The organism is Arthrobacter sp. 24S4-2 (assembly GCF_005280255.1).
GTDB lineage: Bacteria > Actinomycetota > Actinomycetes > Actinomycetales > Micrococcaceae > Arthrobacter.
In genome coordinates, this window is record NZ_CP040018.1 from 2,519,985 (window position 1) to 2,534,932 (window position 14,948).

The following is a 14,948-nucleotide window of genomic DNA, read 5'->3' on the forward strand; positions in this document are numbered from 1 at the left end:
GGCGGCTGAACCAACCAGCCGCCCCTTGTCTTACCGTGAGGTGTACTACTGATGTGAGACACAGTTTGAAAGGATTGTGCCCATGTCTTCCCGTCCCAGTTATTCCGATGAGTTCAAGGCCGATGCCGTGAATCTCGTCATTTCCTCTGGCCGTTCGCCCGCCTCAGTTGCCCCCGAGCTGGGGATCTCCGTGACCGCGCTGAAGCGGTGGGTTCAGCTGCATCGTGAAGGAGAGGCCGGGGCCGGCGGCAAGCCTGATGATCCGGTGGATCCCGCGAAATACAAGGCGATGGAGGCACGGCTGCGGGAGCTGGAAAGGGAGAATGATTTCCTGAAAAAAGTTTCGGCGTTCTTCGCCAAAGAACAACGGTAGAGGACCTCTACCGGCTTGTTCAGGAGAAGAACGCCGAATTCCCTGTCACCTGGATGTGCGCCCGGCTGGGCATTCCGCGGGCCTCGTATTACCGGTGGCTGGACCACGAAGAATCACCGACGGCTGCCCGGCACCGTGAGCTGACCGGACTGGTCAAGGCGATGTTCGATTCCTCCGACGGGATCTTCGGCCATCGCATGGTCCACACCAAACTCGCCGCCACGGGTGTGGAGATTTCCGTGGGGACGGTCGCTGCCATCATGGCGGATAACGGCTGGGCGGCCAAGCGGATGCGCGCCTTCAAACGCACGACCATCCCCTCGGACCCGGACAAGGTTTTTGCCGATCTCATCGGCCGGAACTTCACCTCAGATACTCCCGGCACGAAGCTCGTCGGGGATATTACCTACCTGCGTACCGGCGAGGGCTGGCTGTATCTGGCCACCGTCATCGACCTGTGCACCCGCATGGTCGTTGGCTGGGCGATGGCCGATCACATGCGCGCCTCCCTTGTCACGGGCGCGCTGGCGATGGCCCGGGACCGAGGACACCTGGCCCCGGATGCCATTTTCCACAGCGATTATGCCGAGGTAATCGTTAAGCCGAGGTTGGGGAGTTTGCCCTTGTGACTCCTGGGTCGCCGGCTCGTTCCTCGGCTTAATGTTTCCGCCTAACCTGCCTTGTATCCATGCTCCTAGCAGAAGGACAAGGCAATGGTTACGACAGTCACGGCTATCGGAGATGTCGTTGTGGCAGCGTTGGAAGACGCCGGCTATATGCAGTCCACGATCGGCCAGTATCGCAAGTCCATCAAGTGGCTGGGTGTTCTGGCCAAGAAACAAGAAGGCGTCTATACAAGCAAGCTGGGTACGGAATTCGGCTCGATGACAACGAGCCCACGGACCGGCAGGTACAGCGCCCAGCGCCACACCGATTTCAGCCGGTTGGTGTGGCTGTTCGACTCGTGTCTACTCACCGGCACGGTGGATCTTTCCACACGACCCCGCGGGCAACTGAGGAAAAGGCCCAACAGCCCGGAATTCTCCGGGTTGCTGGCTGCATGGTCCCAAGACATGGTGCAGCGTGGCCTCGCGCGTTCCACGCAAGACAGTTTCGGTTCGTTGGCCTGCGAGTATCTGAACTTCTTGGAAGCTGCCGGGACTTCCTCGTGGGCTGCCGCCGACGGATCCAGCGTTCTGGGATTTCTCGAGTCCCTTCGAAGCCGGTGGGCCGAGTCGAGCATGTGGTCGGCGGTTGCCAGCTTCCGCCCGTTCCTGAAATTCACATCCCGCACGGATCTGCTTGATGCATTGGCCTTGGCCCGGACCAGGCGGCACCACGAGATTGTTCCCTTGCTCGATTCCGGAGTTGAAGGACAAGTTGTTGACGCCTGCCGGCAAGGGTTGGTGTCCTCACGGGACGCGGCGATTGCCTTGCTCTCGTTGTCCACCGGGTTGCGTTCGTGCGATATCCGCGGCCTGCGGCTGGCAGACATCGACTGGCGGGGCGGCACGATGGGGCTCGTGCAGCAAAAGACCGGCAACCCACTGACCCTGCCGTTACCGCCACTGGTCCTGGCCAAGCTTGCGCACTACGTGCTTGACGAGCGGCCGGTCTCCGACGAAGAAGAAATGTTCTTGAGGCTGAAGGCCCCGCATGTCGCCTTGGCTGACCATACGGCGATTTACGTGATCGTCAACAAGGTCTTTCGTGCGTCCGGGGTGGAAGCTGTGAAGGTTGGAACGCGTTCCCTTCGCTACAACGCGGCGTCCAAGTTGTTGCGGGCGGGCACCGCGTTGCCGACGATTTCGGCGATTCTCGGTCATGCCCATAGTGACTCGACCAATGTGTATCTGAGTGCGGATACCGAGCGGTTGCGCTCGTGTGTCCTTCCGCTGCCGGAAGGGGCAGCGCGATGAGCACGTATGAATTCACCAGCGTGTTCGCCCGGGAATTGACGCGGTATCTTGCCTTCAAACAGGGCATGGGCTGCTACGGTGCATCGCGCATCTGGTATCTGCGCAGCTTCGACACCTACTGCACGGAACACGGGGTGAGGTCTTTTGACCAGCAGGCCGTCGAAGGTTGGGTCATCTTCAAGAAATCCTCCCAGCCGGGCTCCAGCCCGTCCTGGATGTCATACATCAGGGATTTCGGCCGCTGGTTGCGGACCCACGGCAACGCGGAGGCGTATGTGCTTGCCGAATCCTGGAAGAGCGGATTCTTCCGCTCCCAGCCTTACTTGTTGAGCCGCGAAGAAATCTCGTTGTTCTTCCGATCCGCTACTGAACTGGAGACCACTTCGCCGTGGAAATGGCAGTCCGTCGCCTTTTTTGCGCTGATGCATTCGTGCGGGCTTCGGACCTGCGAAACCCGCAGGTTGCAACCCCGGGATGTTGACCTCGACAAACGGGAAATCGATGTGCTGTGGTCCAAGGGCAACAGGAGCCGGCGCCTGCCAATCACCGGCCAGATCATCGATATTCTCGCCGACTGCGACCGGATATCCCGCAGGAAGTTCGGGCAACAGCGTCCCGGGTTCTTCGTCTCCTCGACCGCAGCCCCGGTATCACCGGCATCGATCGGGGTCACGTTTAACCGGATCTGGGACCAAGCCGGGTTGCCGCGAGCAGTTGGTGGCAGACAGCCTCACCCCTACTCCTTCCGCCACCATTTCGCCTACGCCAACATCGAACGATGGATGGCCGAAGGCACCGACGTCAATGCGATGCTGCCCTACCTCGCCCGCTACATGGGGCACGCATCGCTGGACAGCACCTTCTATTACATCCACACATCACCGGACTTCATGGATGGCTACGCAGCACTCACCCACGACGGCCCAGGCGTATTTCCCGAGGTGGGATTCGAATGAAACGCACAACGCACGAACCGACCCCTGATTTCTGGGGTTACGCACGGAACTACCTGCACGACTTCCTGCCCAACGTCAGGGAAATGGCGCCGCGCAGCATTGAGGCATACCGGATCAGTCTGGAGAGCTACGTCCATTACCTGGTCACGGAGAAGCAGGTCCGCCGCCAGAACATCGGTTTTGATCACTTCGACCGGCAATTCCTGAAGGACTGGGTGGTATGGATGCGGCAAGCCAAGGAATACCTGCCCGCAACCATCGGCCTGCGCCTGAGCGCCGTCAAGGCCTTCCTGAATTTCGCGTCCGCGGAAGACCTCACCCTGGTCGCTGTTTACCAAGCTGCCAAGAACATCAAGGCACCGGCCACACCGCGCAAACCCATCGAATACCTCCAGGAGAACTGAGCTGCCACAGAGATCTCGGACAGTGGGCCCTCTTAAAATGGGGGTCTACCGAAAGTAGAGATCAGCATGACCGCATCACGCAAGCGATTTACCCAGGAGTTCAAGGACGAGTTGTGCCGCGAGGTGATCAACACGTCCAGGCCGATCAAGGACGTGGCCACCGCGTACGGTGTCGGCCCCGAAACGCTCCGCAACTGGCTGGTCAAGTACCGGGCGGCCAACGGCGGCACGGAGGTGGATCTGACGGTGTCGGAACGGGCCCGGCTGAAGGAGCTCGAGCGCGAAAATCAGGAGCTGCGGGCGGAGACTGCGTTCCTGAAAAAAGCCAGCGCTTACTTCGCGCGGGAGCAGCGGTAGTGAGCAAGTACGAATTCATCGATTCCCAAAAAGCTCAGCCCGCCAATCTCAATTCGGTCGTGAAAATGTGCCGCTGGTTGGCCGTCTCGACGTCCGGTTTCTATCACTGGGCCACACGCCCGCAATCGGCCACGGCGGCCCGCCGCCGGGCCCTGACGGCGCGGGTCCGGCACTTCTTCGAGGAGTCCGAGGGCACCTACGGCTACCGGCGCATCCATGCCGACCTCGCCGCGGAACAGACCGAGTGCTCACCCGAGCTGGTGCGGCAGATCATGCGCTGCCAGGGCCTGGTGGCCTGTCAGCCACGTCCGTTCCGCATCACCACCGAGGCTGATGCTGAGGCTGCCGCGGGCATGCCCGACCTCGTCAAGCGGGACTTCACCGCGGACCGTCCCGGGGTGAAGTTCGTCGGCGACATCACCTACATCCACACCTGGCAAGGATTCGTCTACCTCGCCACCGTCATCGACTGCTATTCAAAGAAAGTCGTCGGCTGGTCCATCGCCGATCACATGCGCACCGGGCTCGTCGCCGATGCGCTCAAGAACGCCGCCGCCACAACCCGGATCGAGCCTGACGCGATCTGGCACTCCGACCGGGGCAGCGTCTACACCTCGACCGAGTTCAGGGCCCTGGTGGCCAGCCTCGGTATGCGCTCCTCGATGGGACGCACCGGCGTGTGCTGGGACAACAGCATGGCCGAATCGTTCTTCTCAGCCCTGAAAAACGAGCGTGTGTACCGGACTGTTTACGCGACAAAATCACAAGCCCGGAGCGACGTCATTCGCTACATCGAGGGGTTTTACAACAGCCGGCGCCGTCACTCCGCGCTCGGTTACCGGCGGCCCAACGAAGTCCACTATGGTTATCAACAGCCAGCCTTGGCAGCGTAGAAGAATCCACTAATTCCGCTGTCCGAAATCCCCGCAGCAGCTCAAACGAAACGGCAGCGATTCTCGCCGCCTATGACGGCAAGGACGTGAAGTCACGCCGGAACCGCATGCTGCTCATCCTGCTCTACGACAGCGGTGCGCGCGTCGGCGAGATCACCGCTAACCATTGACGACCTGGCACTGGCAAGACCGGCCCACTTGACCCTCACGGGAAAACGGGACAAGAGCCGCGTTGTCCCCCTGGGAGAAAAAGCCGTGGAACATCTCAAGGTCTATCTCGACGAGTTCCACCCGCAACGCGCAACCCGGCCCGCGACGCGGCCCCTGTTCTATAGCTCGCACCGTGGGCAACCAACTGCCCTTTCCAGCGACACCGTCGCCGCGGTGCTCAAGAAAGCCGGGGATCTCGCCCGCGAACGGTGCCCTTCGATCCCGGGCAACCTCCACTGCCACATGCTGCGGAAGACCAAGGCCATGGACCTTTACAAGCAAGGCATACCGTTACCGATCATCATGCAGCTGCTTGGACACGAAAGCATGAGCACCACTTCCGTGTTCTATGCCTTCGCCACCCTCGACATGATGCGGACAGCAATGAATGCCGCCACCCCGGCAATCAGCGACATGAGCACCGAGGCGCTCAGTGACGACGAACTTCAGCTGCTCTACTCACTGAAATAGCACGAAACGTTAAGCCGAGAAACAGGGCCGCGACCCAGGAATCACAAGGGCAAACTCCCCAACCTCGGCTTAACGATTACCTCGGCATAATCCGAGTTAAGCCGAATTCGGCTTAACTCCGACCGCGGCACCCAATACACCTCCCGGGAAATGGGCGCCTGGTGCACCGGAAACGCTGTGCGCCAGTCCATGGGGGCCACCGGGGTGTGCTGGGACAATGCCGTCGCCGAGTCGGCGTTCTCATCCCTGAAGAACGAGTTCTACCACCACCACAGCTTCGCCACCCGGCAGGACGCCCGCCGGGCGACCATGCGCTACATCGAAGTGTTCTACAACCGCTGGCGGCCCCACACCAACAATGATGGGCTGCCGCCGGCAACAGCAATGGCCAACTTCAAGACCAAAAACCAGCCGCTACCTGCGGCCGCCTAACCCAAAAAGAAACTAACCGGCTGTCTCACATCCTTGACACACCCCAGTTCCGAAGTAATCGGAGTCCGTTAGGGGAACCCTCACCGCGACATCTTGTCGTTCGTTGCAACCCTCAGCCCTGCCCTTGATCCGAGAGGATGGGGAGTTCTTCCGGCCTCTCCGCCGGTGCGAGTGGAGATGCCCAGAACCTCGTGGGCTCTCGAACGGTTGCTCCGTCTGGCTGTCAGGACCATCGCGGCAGCGCCCATTAGTACCGCCGCGACGACAGCACCAAGGACTACCGGAATACTGGCCCAGAAGCCGTCCCCCGCATTGTCGGACGGTGCCTGCGCCGGCGGACCTGGTTCTTCGACCTGCAGCCGTGTCCCCTGAACATTGGATTGGGGCGGCTGGGGGGCGTGTAGGACCTGGGACGCGAAGACAGTCACGGATTTGGCAGTTGTGTTGGTGACGAGGACGGACCCGTCGGGTTCGAGGGCGAGATGCCCGGGATCCTGGCCCGTGGGCAGGCCGAGCGAAACGCTCGTTCCGCCAGGTCTGATGACGGATAGGCCGTTGGCCATGTAGAGGACGTAGACAGTTCCATCCGGACCGACGACGACTTCCTTCGGACCCCCGGGCACCGCCACGCGGTATGCGACCGTCGCGTCTCCGGGCTTGATCACGGCGACGTCGTTGGCCGTGATATTGGTGACGTACACGGTGCCGTCCGGGCCAACCGCGATCCCGTGCGGGTCGCTCGTCCGCCCGGGCGTGGAACTGACCTGGATGGTGCGTGAGACGCTGCTCGCGCCGGCAGGGATCACCGAGACCGTCCCGTCATTCTGGTTGGTCACGTAGGCGATGCCGTCCTTGGCGACGGCCACCTCCCTGGGATTCCCTCCCACGACGATCTCGCGCGCCGGCGCGTCAGCTCCGGGCGGTATGACCGAGACCGTGCCAAGGTCGGGATTGGGAACAAACACCGTCCCGTCCGGCGCCGCGGCGATGAGGTGGGCGCCCCGAGTGAGGGCAATCGTGCGCGTCACGCCGGAGGATCCCTTCGGGATCACGCCCATCGTCTCCTGCTGCTTGGCGAAATCCCACCGTTCGACGTACAAAGTGCCATCGGCGGATAGGGCCATTCCCGCCGCGCCGTAACCGGTCGTCAGAGTCCGGGACGGTTTGTCCGCCCCTGGAGGGAGAACGCTTACCCCTCCGCCCGAGGAGTAGTCGCCGATATAGGCGGTGCCGTCTGCGTCCACGACCACGCAAAGGGGAGTTCCCCCGACGTCCACGACATCCCCGGCCGCGATCGCAGGACCAGCGCCAACCAACAGAATGCCGCCAACGGCGGCCCCAGCTAGAACCCCGGAGAAACGCATACCCCTACCCCCAAAATCGATGGCACACCAAGAAAAGCCTCAGAACGCAGCATACTGCCAGCAGGCCTGGCCTCATCCGGAACAATCCCCTGACGCGGCGAATCTGTCCCGTTGGACCTTCCGTGTTTGTGGCCCCCGTAGGACGGCTATATCCGGCCCCACTTCGTGACTCGGCGGCCAGCTTGTGAATCTGCGTTGGTCTTCGACCTGATACTCTCCGACCATGAAATTGCGGCGCGCCCCTCGTGGTTTGACCAATCCAGTGGTCGGGATCATCATCGCCCACTCGGTCGTATTCGTGGGGGGATTGGTCGCGCTCATCCTCCAAATCCACTCCTTGAACAGCGCAGGACTCGCAGTTTTCAGCATAGTTCTGGGCCTGATCATCTGCGGCTTGATCATGAGCGTTGGTGTGCTGGTCGCCCGGCACAATGAGCGTCGCCGTCACTTTCTCGTAGACGAACGCAACCCCGGTGCCGCAATCGCCAAGATGACCTGGAACAACGCCCTATTGCCCCCCTTCGTGAGTTCCAAGGCCCTGCTGAAACGCGCTAACCGGTTTGGCTACGGCGTAGACGTCGTAGCCAACGCCGAAGGGCTGAGTTTCTGGCGCGGAGGACGGAAGATCATCCAGCTCGGGGCGATTCCCTGGTCCACCCTCCGGTCCGTAGAGTCATGCCTGGTCCGTGCGCCCATCGGATCGCGGCAGGTCGAATCGGTCGTCTTCGAGTTCGATTCCAACCCCACACTCATATCACCCATCGTTCTCTACCCCAGCAAGGAAAAGGCCTGCCAGGCCATCGAACGACTGATGCACGGACGCCCACGAGTCAATACCGGCCACGTGGCTATAGCGTGCAAGACGTAGTCTCTGGAAGCCTGCTTCACGTTCGAGACCAGCGCTGAGAAGGTAATTCTCCCGTAAGCTGATCCTCAAACGCACACCCGCCATTTATCGCTGACAGAAAAGGCCAGATACGGCTGCGGTTCACAGTGCGGGCCGGGCCGGGGGTTACCGCAGCACGGTGATCGACCGGCTTGCGGGCGCATTGTGAAACCCTGTCTGCATCTGTCAACTGCAACTTTAAACTGACCGCTGGCTGCAGTTTGCGTTGACCGGTGGCTGCAATGGACTGACCGGTGGCGGCAAGTACTTTTGAACACTGCTTGAGTTCTAGCGATCGTTGCAACACCCCCGAATAATCGGGAGTTGCAACACCCATGGGATCACCATCGAAAAGTAGTCCTTCCTTAAGGAAAAAATCTCCTCTACCGAAAGAACCGGGGTCGAGAGCCGGGGCGCAGGGGAAGCGTTCCCAGCAGTCCCATACCCGTGCGCAAAGACAGGATTTCCTTTCTGCCGTTGAGCGGTTGGGAAGTGTTGCCGCGGCGGCCAAGGAGCTCGGCATTAACCGGAGCACCTGCCAGAAGTGGGCGAACGCTGAAGGGATCAGGCCGCAGCGCCAGTACACCCAGGCGGATAAGGACCACTTCTATGCCGTCTTGGACCGGGCCGGCACCATCACCGCGGCGGCCCAGGAGCTGGGATTGAACATCAGCACCGCGCATAACTGGGCCGGCAAGGTTAATCCTGCTGGGAGAAAACCACGGGCCACGAGAACTGTGAATGCTGATCCGGCGCGGCGCCACCCACCGTCGGTGATTGAGGAGTTCCTGGGCCTGCTGCGGGAAGTCGGCAGCGTCAGCGTTGCCGCCAGAGAACTCGGCCTGAACTACTCCACCTGCTCCAACTGGGCCAAAGCCGCCGGTCTGGTCTCCGTCAGTCCGCGACGGCCATCGGCGAAGCAGCTTCACTACCTGCGCTTGCGCCAAGAAGGAGCCGGCCGGAGGGACGCAGCCCTCGCAGTCGGTGCAAGCAAACCGAGCTCCTACAACTGGGACCGGCAACAGACTGCAAAGGACACGGCCGCGGCCCAAGGTCATGCCGCGGATCTGCCGTATAAACAGGAAGTGACAACTACATTCGCGGAACCTTCGGCCCCTGCAGCGGCACCGGAGTTGACAGCGCCGGTGGCTGAGCCGGCACCCGCGGTGGCGTTGGAAGCGCTGGAGCAGTCCGTCAGCGCCCGCTACCTGTCCCTGTCCGAGCGGGAGAGGATCGCGGACCTGCGGTCCCAAGGAACCTCAATGCAGGCGATCGGCAGGGCGCTGGGCCGGTCCGTGGGCACCATTAGCCGGGAGATCAAACGCAACAGCCACCCGGTGCTGGGTTACCGGCCTTACGGTGCTCACCGGGCGGCCACTGCGGCCCGGGCACGGCCGAAGGACAGTAAGCTGGCAGAACCCGGGGAACTACACGACTACGTGAAAACCAAGCTCCTCACACGCTGGTCCCCACAACAGATTTCCAAGCTCCTGATCAAGGAATTCCCCGATGACGAGCAGATGCGCGTGAGCCCCGAAACGATATACCAGGCCCTCTACTTTCAGGCCCGCGGTGGACTCAAACGCGAGGTCAAAGAAGCCCTGCGCACCGGCCGGACCCGCCGCAAGCAGCACAGGAACCCCGAAGAACGCACCAACCGTTTCCGTGACCCGATGATCAACATTTCCGAACGCCCCGCCGAGGTCGAAGACCGCGCCGTCCCGGGGCATTGGGAGGGGGATTTAGTGACCGGAGCTTACAACCAGTCCGCGATCGCAACGCTGGTTGAACGCACCACGCGATACGTGATGTTGGTGCACCTGCCGGTGGACCACACCGCCGAATCAGTCCGCGACGGGCTGATCAAGACCATGTCCACCCTACCGGCGCACCTGCGCGGATCCCTCACTTGGGACCAAGGCGCCGAAATGGCCAAACATAAGGCTTTCAGCATCGCCACCGACATGGACGTCTACTTCTGCGACCCCGCCAGCCCCTGGCAACGCGGATCCAACGAGAACACCAACGGGCTGCTACGCCAATACTTCCCCAAAGGCGCAGACCTGAACGCCTACGGGCCCGAGGACCTCGAGCACGTCGCCCAAGAACTCAACGCCCGACCACGCAAAACGCTCGACTGGGACACCCCAGCCGAGCGCCTACGTGATTTACTGATAGCCAGCTAAGCACGGGTGTTGCAACGACCCCTGGAATTCAAGCTGGTCAGGCGCCTGGGGCATGCTGGGGTTGGGGCGCCTGACCACGTTGCGGGTTAGTTCATCGGGCGGGTTCCTTTCCCGTTTTGGGCTTGCATGAGCCGGACGGACTCGCCGCTGGTTTGGCATAGGTGCGCGTGGTGCATAAGCCGGTCCACGGTCGCGGTGGCGATGGTTTTGGGCATCAGCTCATCAAAGCCGCTGGGGTGGATATTCGAGCTGATCGCCAGGGATCGCTTCTCGTAGGAGGCCTCCACGACGCGGTAGAAGCCCTCGGCGGCATCGCCGGAAACCGGCAGGAGTCCGATGTCATCGATGCAAATCAAATCCACGCTGGTAACGCGGGTGATGGCTTTGTTCACGCTGTCATCGATGCGGTGCCGGCGCACGAGGGCGCCGAGGTCCTCCAGGCTCAGCCACGACACGGACATGCCTTCGTCGATGGCCTGCTGGCCCAGGGATTCCAGCAGCAGGGTCTTCCCGGTCCCGGAGGGCCCGCACGCGATCAGGTTCTCCCGCCGCCGCACCCACTCCAGGGTCCGCAGGAACGAGGTCGTCGCCGCAGGGAGGGTGGAGAGGGACTCGTCCCAGACATCGAAGGTTTTCCCGGTGGGAAACCCCGCGCGTTTACGCCGGGTGGTTAGCATCGACCGGTTCCTGCCGGTCGCCTCGGCCTCGAGCAGGACGCGAATGACTTCTGTGGGGTCCCAGCGCTGGGCCTTCGCGGTCGCCAACACCTCGGCGACCACGGCGCGGGCGTGCGGCATGCGGGTGGTGCGCATCAAGGCGATGATGTGCTCCACATCCGCCAGCGGGCTGGCGGCAAGGGTTGTCGCGCTCATTCGGTGGCTCCTTCAAGATCAATATCGTCGCTGGTATTTGTGCTGGCGGTGCCGAAGTTGGCCCATGCGCTGGTGCCCTGACTCAGCCACTGGCCTTGATCGGTGACGGTGTGCCGGGTAGTGCTGAAATGGGAATCAATGATCGCCGGCACGCCGGGGCGGGTAAGTTCGTGCCGGGCGACTTCCACCGGCCCCTGCTCGCCGACATGGACAATGATGACCTCGGCGTCGGTGCCGCGCACCCAGAGCCTCTGCCCCATCAGCGTGTGCGGGACGGAGTAGCGGGAGTGCTCGTAGGTGACCATGGGCGTGTTCGGCGGGACCTGCCGGACCTGCCCGAAACTGGCCGTCACCGGCACTGCCGGGACCGGGTGCAGCTTGGGCTGTTCGATCAGTCTCAGCATGTCCCTGGGGATCTCCAGGGTGGCACGGTGCACCTTGGAATTCACATCCTCCATAAACGCCTCGCACGCCGCTTCCAGCTCGGCGAAGGAGGCGTAGTCCGAGCGCAGGTTCGTGTCTTTGGGGACGATGTCGGCTTTGGCGATCTTGACCGCGTTCTCCACCCCGCCCTTCGAGGCCGGGTCCGCCGGCATGCAGGTGTGCACGGCGGTGGAGTAGTGCCGGGCGAACGCGACGATCTGCGGGTTACGGACCGGCACCCCGGCGACGTGCTCGATCGTGACGGTTTTCTCATTGTCGGTCAAAACGTACGTTGGGACGCCCCCGATGAGCCTGAAAGAGCGGTCCAGGGCGGCGAACACGCTCGGCATCGTCTTATCCCGCAAGGGAATCACGATACGGAAGCGTGAATACGCCAGCCAGGCCACGAACAACACCGTTTTGGCGCCGTCAACGACGGGCCCGTCTCCGTAGTCCCATTGGAGCCACAAACCTGGCTCCACAGTCCAGGGGCGGTGAACACGCGTGTTTTGGGCCCGATATTTCGACTTCAGCCCGGCCAGCACGTACCGGGTCGTGCGGATCGATCCGGGATAGCCCAGATCAACGAGTTTTCCGTGCACAACGTCCCCGCGGATCTTCCCGCGGGACTGCTCGACCAGCGACTTCATCTGCGGCAGGAACGGGTCGGTGATCCGGCCCCGCTGGCGGGCGACCGGCGCCTGGACGCCTTCCTGCCGGGCCTTCACATACGAACGGACAGTGTTGTGCGAAACGCCGCAGATCTTCGCGGCATCCCGGTACGACCGGGTCAAATCATAAGCAGCTAAAATTTCCATGAACTCTCCTGGAGACTTCACATCAAGCCCCTTCCTTCCCACGATGGGTGAAACAAAAAACGATTGGCATCGCTATTTCACCGCGGAAGGAAGGGGCTCTCCCCGTAATGACACGGGGGGATGGACAAGGGAATCCCAGCAAGCCCCGGCCACACGCACGGCCAAGAACTGGTCAAAAGTACTTGCAGCCACTGGTCAAAACCACTGCCGCGAACTTGAGTTCTAGCGATCGTTGCAACACCCCCGAATAATCGGGAGTTGCAACACCCATGGGATCACCATCGAAAAGTAGTCCTTCCTTAAGGAAAAAATCTCCTCTACCGAAAGAACCGGGGTCGAGAGCCGGGGCGCAGGGGAAGCGTTCCCAGCAGTCCCATACCCGTGCGCAAAGACAGGATTTCCTTTCTGCCGTTGAGCGGTTGGGAAGTGTTGCCGCGGCGGCCAAGGAGCTCGGCATTAACCGGAGCACCTGCCAGAAGTGGGCGAACGCTGAAGGGATCAGGCCGCAGCGCCAGTACACCCAGGCGGATAAGGACCACTTCTATGCCGTCTTGGACCGGGCCGGCACCATCACCGCGGCGGCCCAGGAGCTGGGATTGAACATCAGCACCGCGCATAACTGGGCCGGCAAGGTTAATCCTGCTGGGAGAAAACCACGGGCCACGAGAACTGTGAATGCTGATCCGGCGCGGCGCCACCCACCGTCGGTGATTGAGGAGTTCCTGGGCCTGCTGCGGGAAGTCGGCAGCGTCAGCGTTGCCGCCAGAGAACTCGGCCTGAACTACTCCACCTGCTCCAACTGGGCCAAAGCCGCCGGTCTGGTCTCCGTCAGTCCGCGACGGCCATCGGCGAAGCAGCTTCACTACCTGCGCTTGCGCCAAGAAGGAGCCGGCCGGAGGGACGCAGCCCTCGCAGTCGGTGCAAGCAAACCGAGCTCCTACAACTGGGACCGGCAACAGACTGCAAAGGACACGGCCGCGGCCCAAGGTCATGCCGCGGATCTGCCGTATAAACAGGAAGTGACAACTACATTCGCGGAACCTTCGGCCCCTGCAGCGGCACCGGAGTTGACAGCGCCGGTGGCTGAGCCGGCACCCGCGGTGGCGTTGGAAGCGCTGGAGCAGTCCGTCAGCGCCCGCTACCTGTCCCTGTCCGAGCGGGAGAGGATCGCGGACCTGCGGTCCCAAGGAACCTCAATGCAGGCGATCGGCAGGGCGCTGGGCCGGTCCGTGGGCACCATTAGCCGGGAGATCAAACGCAACAGCCACCCGGTGCTGGGTTACCGGCCTTACGGTGCTCACCGGGCGGCCACTGCGGCCCGGGCACGGCCGAAGGACAGTAAGCTGGCAGAACCCGGGGAACTACACGACTACGTGAAAACCAAGCTCCTCACACGCTGGTCCCCACAACAGATTTCCAAGCTCCTGATCAAGGAATTCCCCGATGACGAGCAGATGCGCGTGAGCCCCGAAACGATATACCAGGCCCTCTACTTTCAGGCCCGCGGTGGACTCAAACGCGAGGTCAAAGAAGCCCTGCGCACCGGCCGGACCCGCCGCAAGCAGCACAGGAACCCCGAAGAACGCACCAACCGTTTCCGTGACCCGATGATCAACATTTCCGAACGCCCCGCCGAGGTCGAAGACCGCGCCGTCCCGGGGCATTGGGAGGGGGATTTAGTGACCGGAGCTTACAACCAGTCCGCGATCGCAACGCTGGTTGAACGCACCACGCGATACGTGATGTTGGTGCACCTGCCGGTGGACCACACCGCCGAATCAGTCCGCGACGGGCTGATCAAGACCATGTCCACCCTACCGGCGCACCTGCGCGGATCCCTCACTTGGGACCAAGGCGCCGAAATGGCCAAACATAAGGCTTTCAGCATCGCCACCGACATGGACGTCTACTTCTGCGACCCCGCCAGCCCCTGGCAACGCGGATCCAACGAGAACACCAACGGGCTGCTACGCCAATACTTCCCCAAAGGCGCAGACCTGAACGCCTACGGGCCCGAGGACCTCGAGCACGTCGCCCAAGAACTCAACGCCCGACCACGCAAAACGCTCGACTGGGACACCCCAGCCGAGCGCCTACGTGATTTACTGATAGCCAGCTAAGCACGGGTGTTGCAACGACCCCTGGAATTCAAGGAACGGTCAATCCAAATTGCCGTCTCTGGTCAGTTTAAAGTTGCAGCTAACACGCATCAGACGATAAGCCTCTAGTACCGGGAGACCGGCAGGTTCCACAATTGGGAATTGAGGAACCAGGTATCGAGGCACGCCGTGTTCCGAATCAGGAGGCGCATTCGTATGGAGATCGCCCGAGTTCACGCACAGAAGGGTAGGACGAAAATGTCCCCGACTAGGACTTCGGGCCAT

The 14,948-nt window shown here is 62.0% G+C and carries 12 protein-coding genes and 3 pseudogenes; 11 read left to right on the top strand and 4 right to left on the bottom strand.

Annotation, left to right across the window (positions count from 1 at the left end; all coding sequences use genetic code 11):
• Positions 1 to 82 precede the first annotated feature (82 nt).
• The 8 genes and pseudogenes from FCN77_RS11445 to FCN77_RS11480 form a co-directional block, all read left to right on the top strand.
• Entirely contained in the window at positions 83 to 373 is a 291-nt protein-coding gene (locus FCN77_RS11445) for a transposase (protein ID WP_137322234.1), read from the top strand.
• A 38-nt stretch (positions 374 to 411) separates the two neighbouring features.
• Positions 412 to 1,002: pseudogene (locus FCN77_RS11450) on the top strand (IS3 family transposase); the annotation flags it as partial.
• Between the two features lie 147 nt (positions 1,003 to 1,149).
• Positions 1,150 to 2,292 (top strand): tyrosine-type recombinase/integrase, encoded by a 1,143-nt coding sequence (locus tag FCN77_RS11455; RefSeq protein WP_254678954.1) that lies wholly within the window; start codon positions 1,150 to 1,152, stop codon positions 2,290 to 2,292.
• Positions 2,289 to 3,248 (top strand): tyrosine-type recombinase/integrase, encoded by a 960-nt coding sequence (locus tag FCN77_RS11460; protein WP_137321569.1) that lies wholly within the window; start codon positions 2,289 to 2,291, stop codon positions 3,246 to 3,248. Before FCN77_RS11455 ends, FCN77_RS11460 begins: the two co-directional genes overlap by 4 nt.
• The gene (locus FCN77_RS11465; protein WP_137322365.1) at positions 3,245 to 3,652 is read left to right on the top strand and encodes a site-specific integrase; all 408 of its coding nucleotides are present in this window, start codon (positions 3,245 to 3,247) and stop codon (positions 3,650 to 3,652) included. The genes FCN77_RS11460 and FCN77_RS11465 overlap by 4 nt, the downstream gene beginning before the upstream one ends.
• A 66-nt stretch (positions 3,653 to 3,718) precedes the next feature.
• A protein-coding gene (locus FCN77_RS11470) for an IS3 family transposase (protein ID WP_137322366.1) occupies positions 3,719 to 4,902 on the top strand; the annotation gives its coding sequence in 2 pieces (ribosomal slippage) (positions 3,719 to 3,980 and positions 3,980 to 4,902; 1,185 coding nt in all).
• A gap of 135 nt (positions 4,903 to 5,037) precedes the next feature.
• Positions 5,038 to 5,583: a tyrosine-type recombinase/integrase gene (locus tag FCN77_RS11475; RefSeq protein WP_217496241.1), complete on the top strand. Its 546-nt coding sequence runs from the start codon at positions 5,038 to 5,040 to the stop codon at positions 5,581 to 5,583.
• A gap of 114 nt (positions 5,584 to 5,697) precedes the next feature.
• Positions 5,698 to 6,015 (top strand): annotated as a pseudogene (locus FCN77_RS11480) (integrase core domain-containing protein); the annotation flags it as partial.
• A gap of 80 nt (positions 6,016 to 6,095) precedes the next feature.
• On the opposite strand, the gene FCN77_RS11485 reads toward FCN77_RS11480, so the two are convergent.
• Positions 6,096 to 7,265 carry a hypothetical protein gene (locus FCN77_RS11485; protein ID WP_137322368.1) on the bottom strand — a complete coding sequence of 390 codons (1,170 nt, stop codon included), beginning with the start codon at positions 7,263 to 7,265 and terminating at the stop codon, positions 6,096 to 6,098.
• Positions 7,266 to 7,641: 376 nt separating this feature from the next.
• On the opposite strand from FCN77_RS11485, the gene FCN77_RS11490 reads away from it, so the two are divergent.
• Entirely contained in the window at positions 7,642 to 8,247 is a 606-nt protein-coding gene (locus tag FCN77_RS11490) for a hypothetical protein (RefSeq protein ID WP_175417236.1), read from the top strand.
• A gap of 16 nt (positions 8,248 to 8,263) precedes the next feature.
• Here FCN77_RS11490 and FCN77_RS26315 read toward each other — a convergent pair whose 3' ends face one another.
• Positions 8,264 to 8,602 carry a hypothetical protein gene (locus FCN77_RS26315; protein WP_137322370.1) on the bottom strand — a complete coding sequence of 113 codons (339 nt, stop codon included), beginning with the start codon at positions 8,600 to 8,602 and terminating at the stop codon, positions 8,264 to 8,266.
• Positions 8,603 to 9,398: 796 nt separating this feature from the next.
• On the opposite strand from FCN77_RS26315, the gene FCN77_RS11500 reads away from it, so the two are divergent.
• Positions 9,399 to 10,451: an IS30 family transposase gene (locus FCN77_RS11500; RefSeq protein ID WP_217496303.1), complete on the top strand. Its 1,053-nt coding sequence runs from the start codon at positions 9,399 to 9,401 to the stop codon at positions 10,449 to 10,451.
• A gap of 86 nt (positions 10,452 to 10,537) precedes the next feature.
• Here the strand turns inward: FCN77_RS11500 and FCN77_RS11505 are convergent, their stop codons facing one another.
• Together FCN77_RS11505 and istA are read right to left on the bottom strand one after the other, a co-directional pair.
• Entirely contained in the window at positions 10,538 to 11,323 is a 786-nt protein-coding gene (locus FCN77_RS11505; RefSeq protein WP_137321461.1) for an ATP-binding protein, read from the bottom strand.
• Between the two features lie 125 nt (positions 11,324 to 11,448).
• A pseudogene (istA, locus tag FCN77_RS11510) lies at positions 11,449 to 12,585 on the bottom strand (IS21 family transposase); the annotation flags it as partial.
• A 1,046-nt stretch (positions 12,586 to 13,631) separates the two neighbouring features.
• On the opposite strand from istA, the gene FCN77_RS11515 reads away from it, so the two are divergent.
• Complete coding sequence (locus tag FCN77_RS11515; RefSeq protein WP_217496303.1) at positions 13,632 to 14,684, top strand: IS30 family transposase; 1,053 nt, start codon at positions 13,632 to 13,634, stop codon at positions 14,682 to 14,684.
• Positions 14,685 to 14,948 lie beyond the last annotated feature (264 nt).

Coding starts and splice junctions, on each gene's coding strand:
- FCN77_RS11445 (WP_137322234.1), top strand. CDS start 83: ATGTCTTCCCGTCCCAGTTATTCCGATGAGTTCAAGGCCGATGCCGTG.
- FCN77_RS11455 (WP_254678954.1), top strand. CDS start 1,150: ATGCAGTCCACGATCGGCCAGTATCGCAAGTCCATCAAGTGGCTGGGT.
- FCN77_RS11460 (WP_137321569.1), top strand. CDS start 2,289: ATGAGCACGTATGAATTCACCAGCGTGTTCGCCCGGGAATTGACGCGG.
- FCN77_RS11465 (WP_137322365.1), top strand. CDS start 3,245: ATGAAACGCACAACGCACGAACCGACCCCTGATTTCTGGGGTTACGCA.
- FCN77_RS26315 (WP_137322370.1), bottom strand. CDS start 8,602: ATGGGTGTTGCAACTCCCGATTATTCGGGGGTGTTGCAACGATCGCTA.
- FCN77_RS11505 (WP_137321461.1), bottom strand. CDS start 11,323: ATGAGCGCGACAACCCTTGCCGCCAGCCCGCTGGCGGATGTGGAGCAC.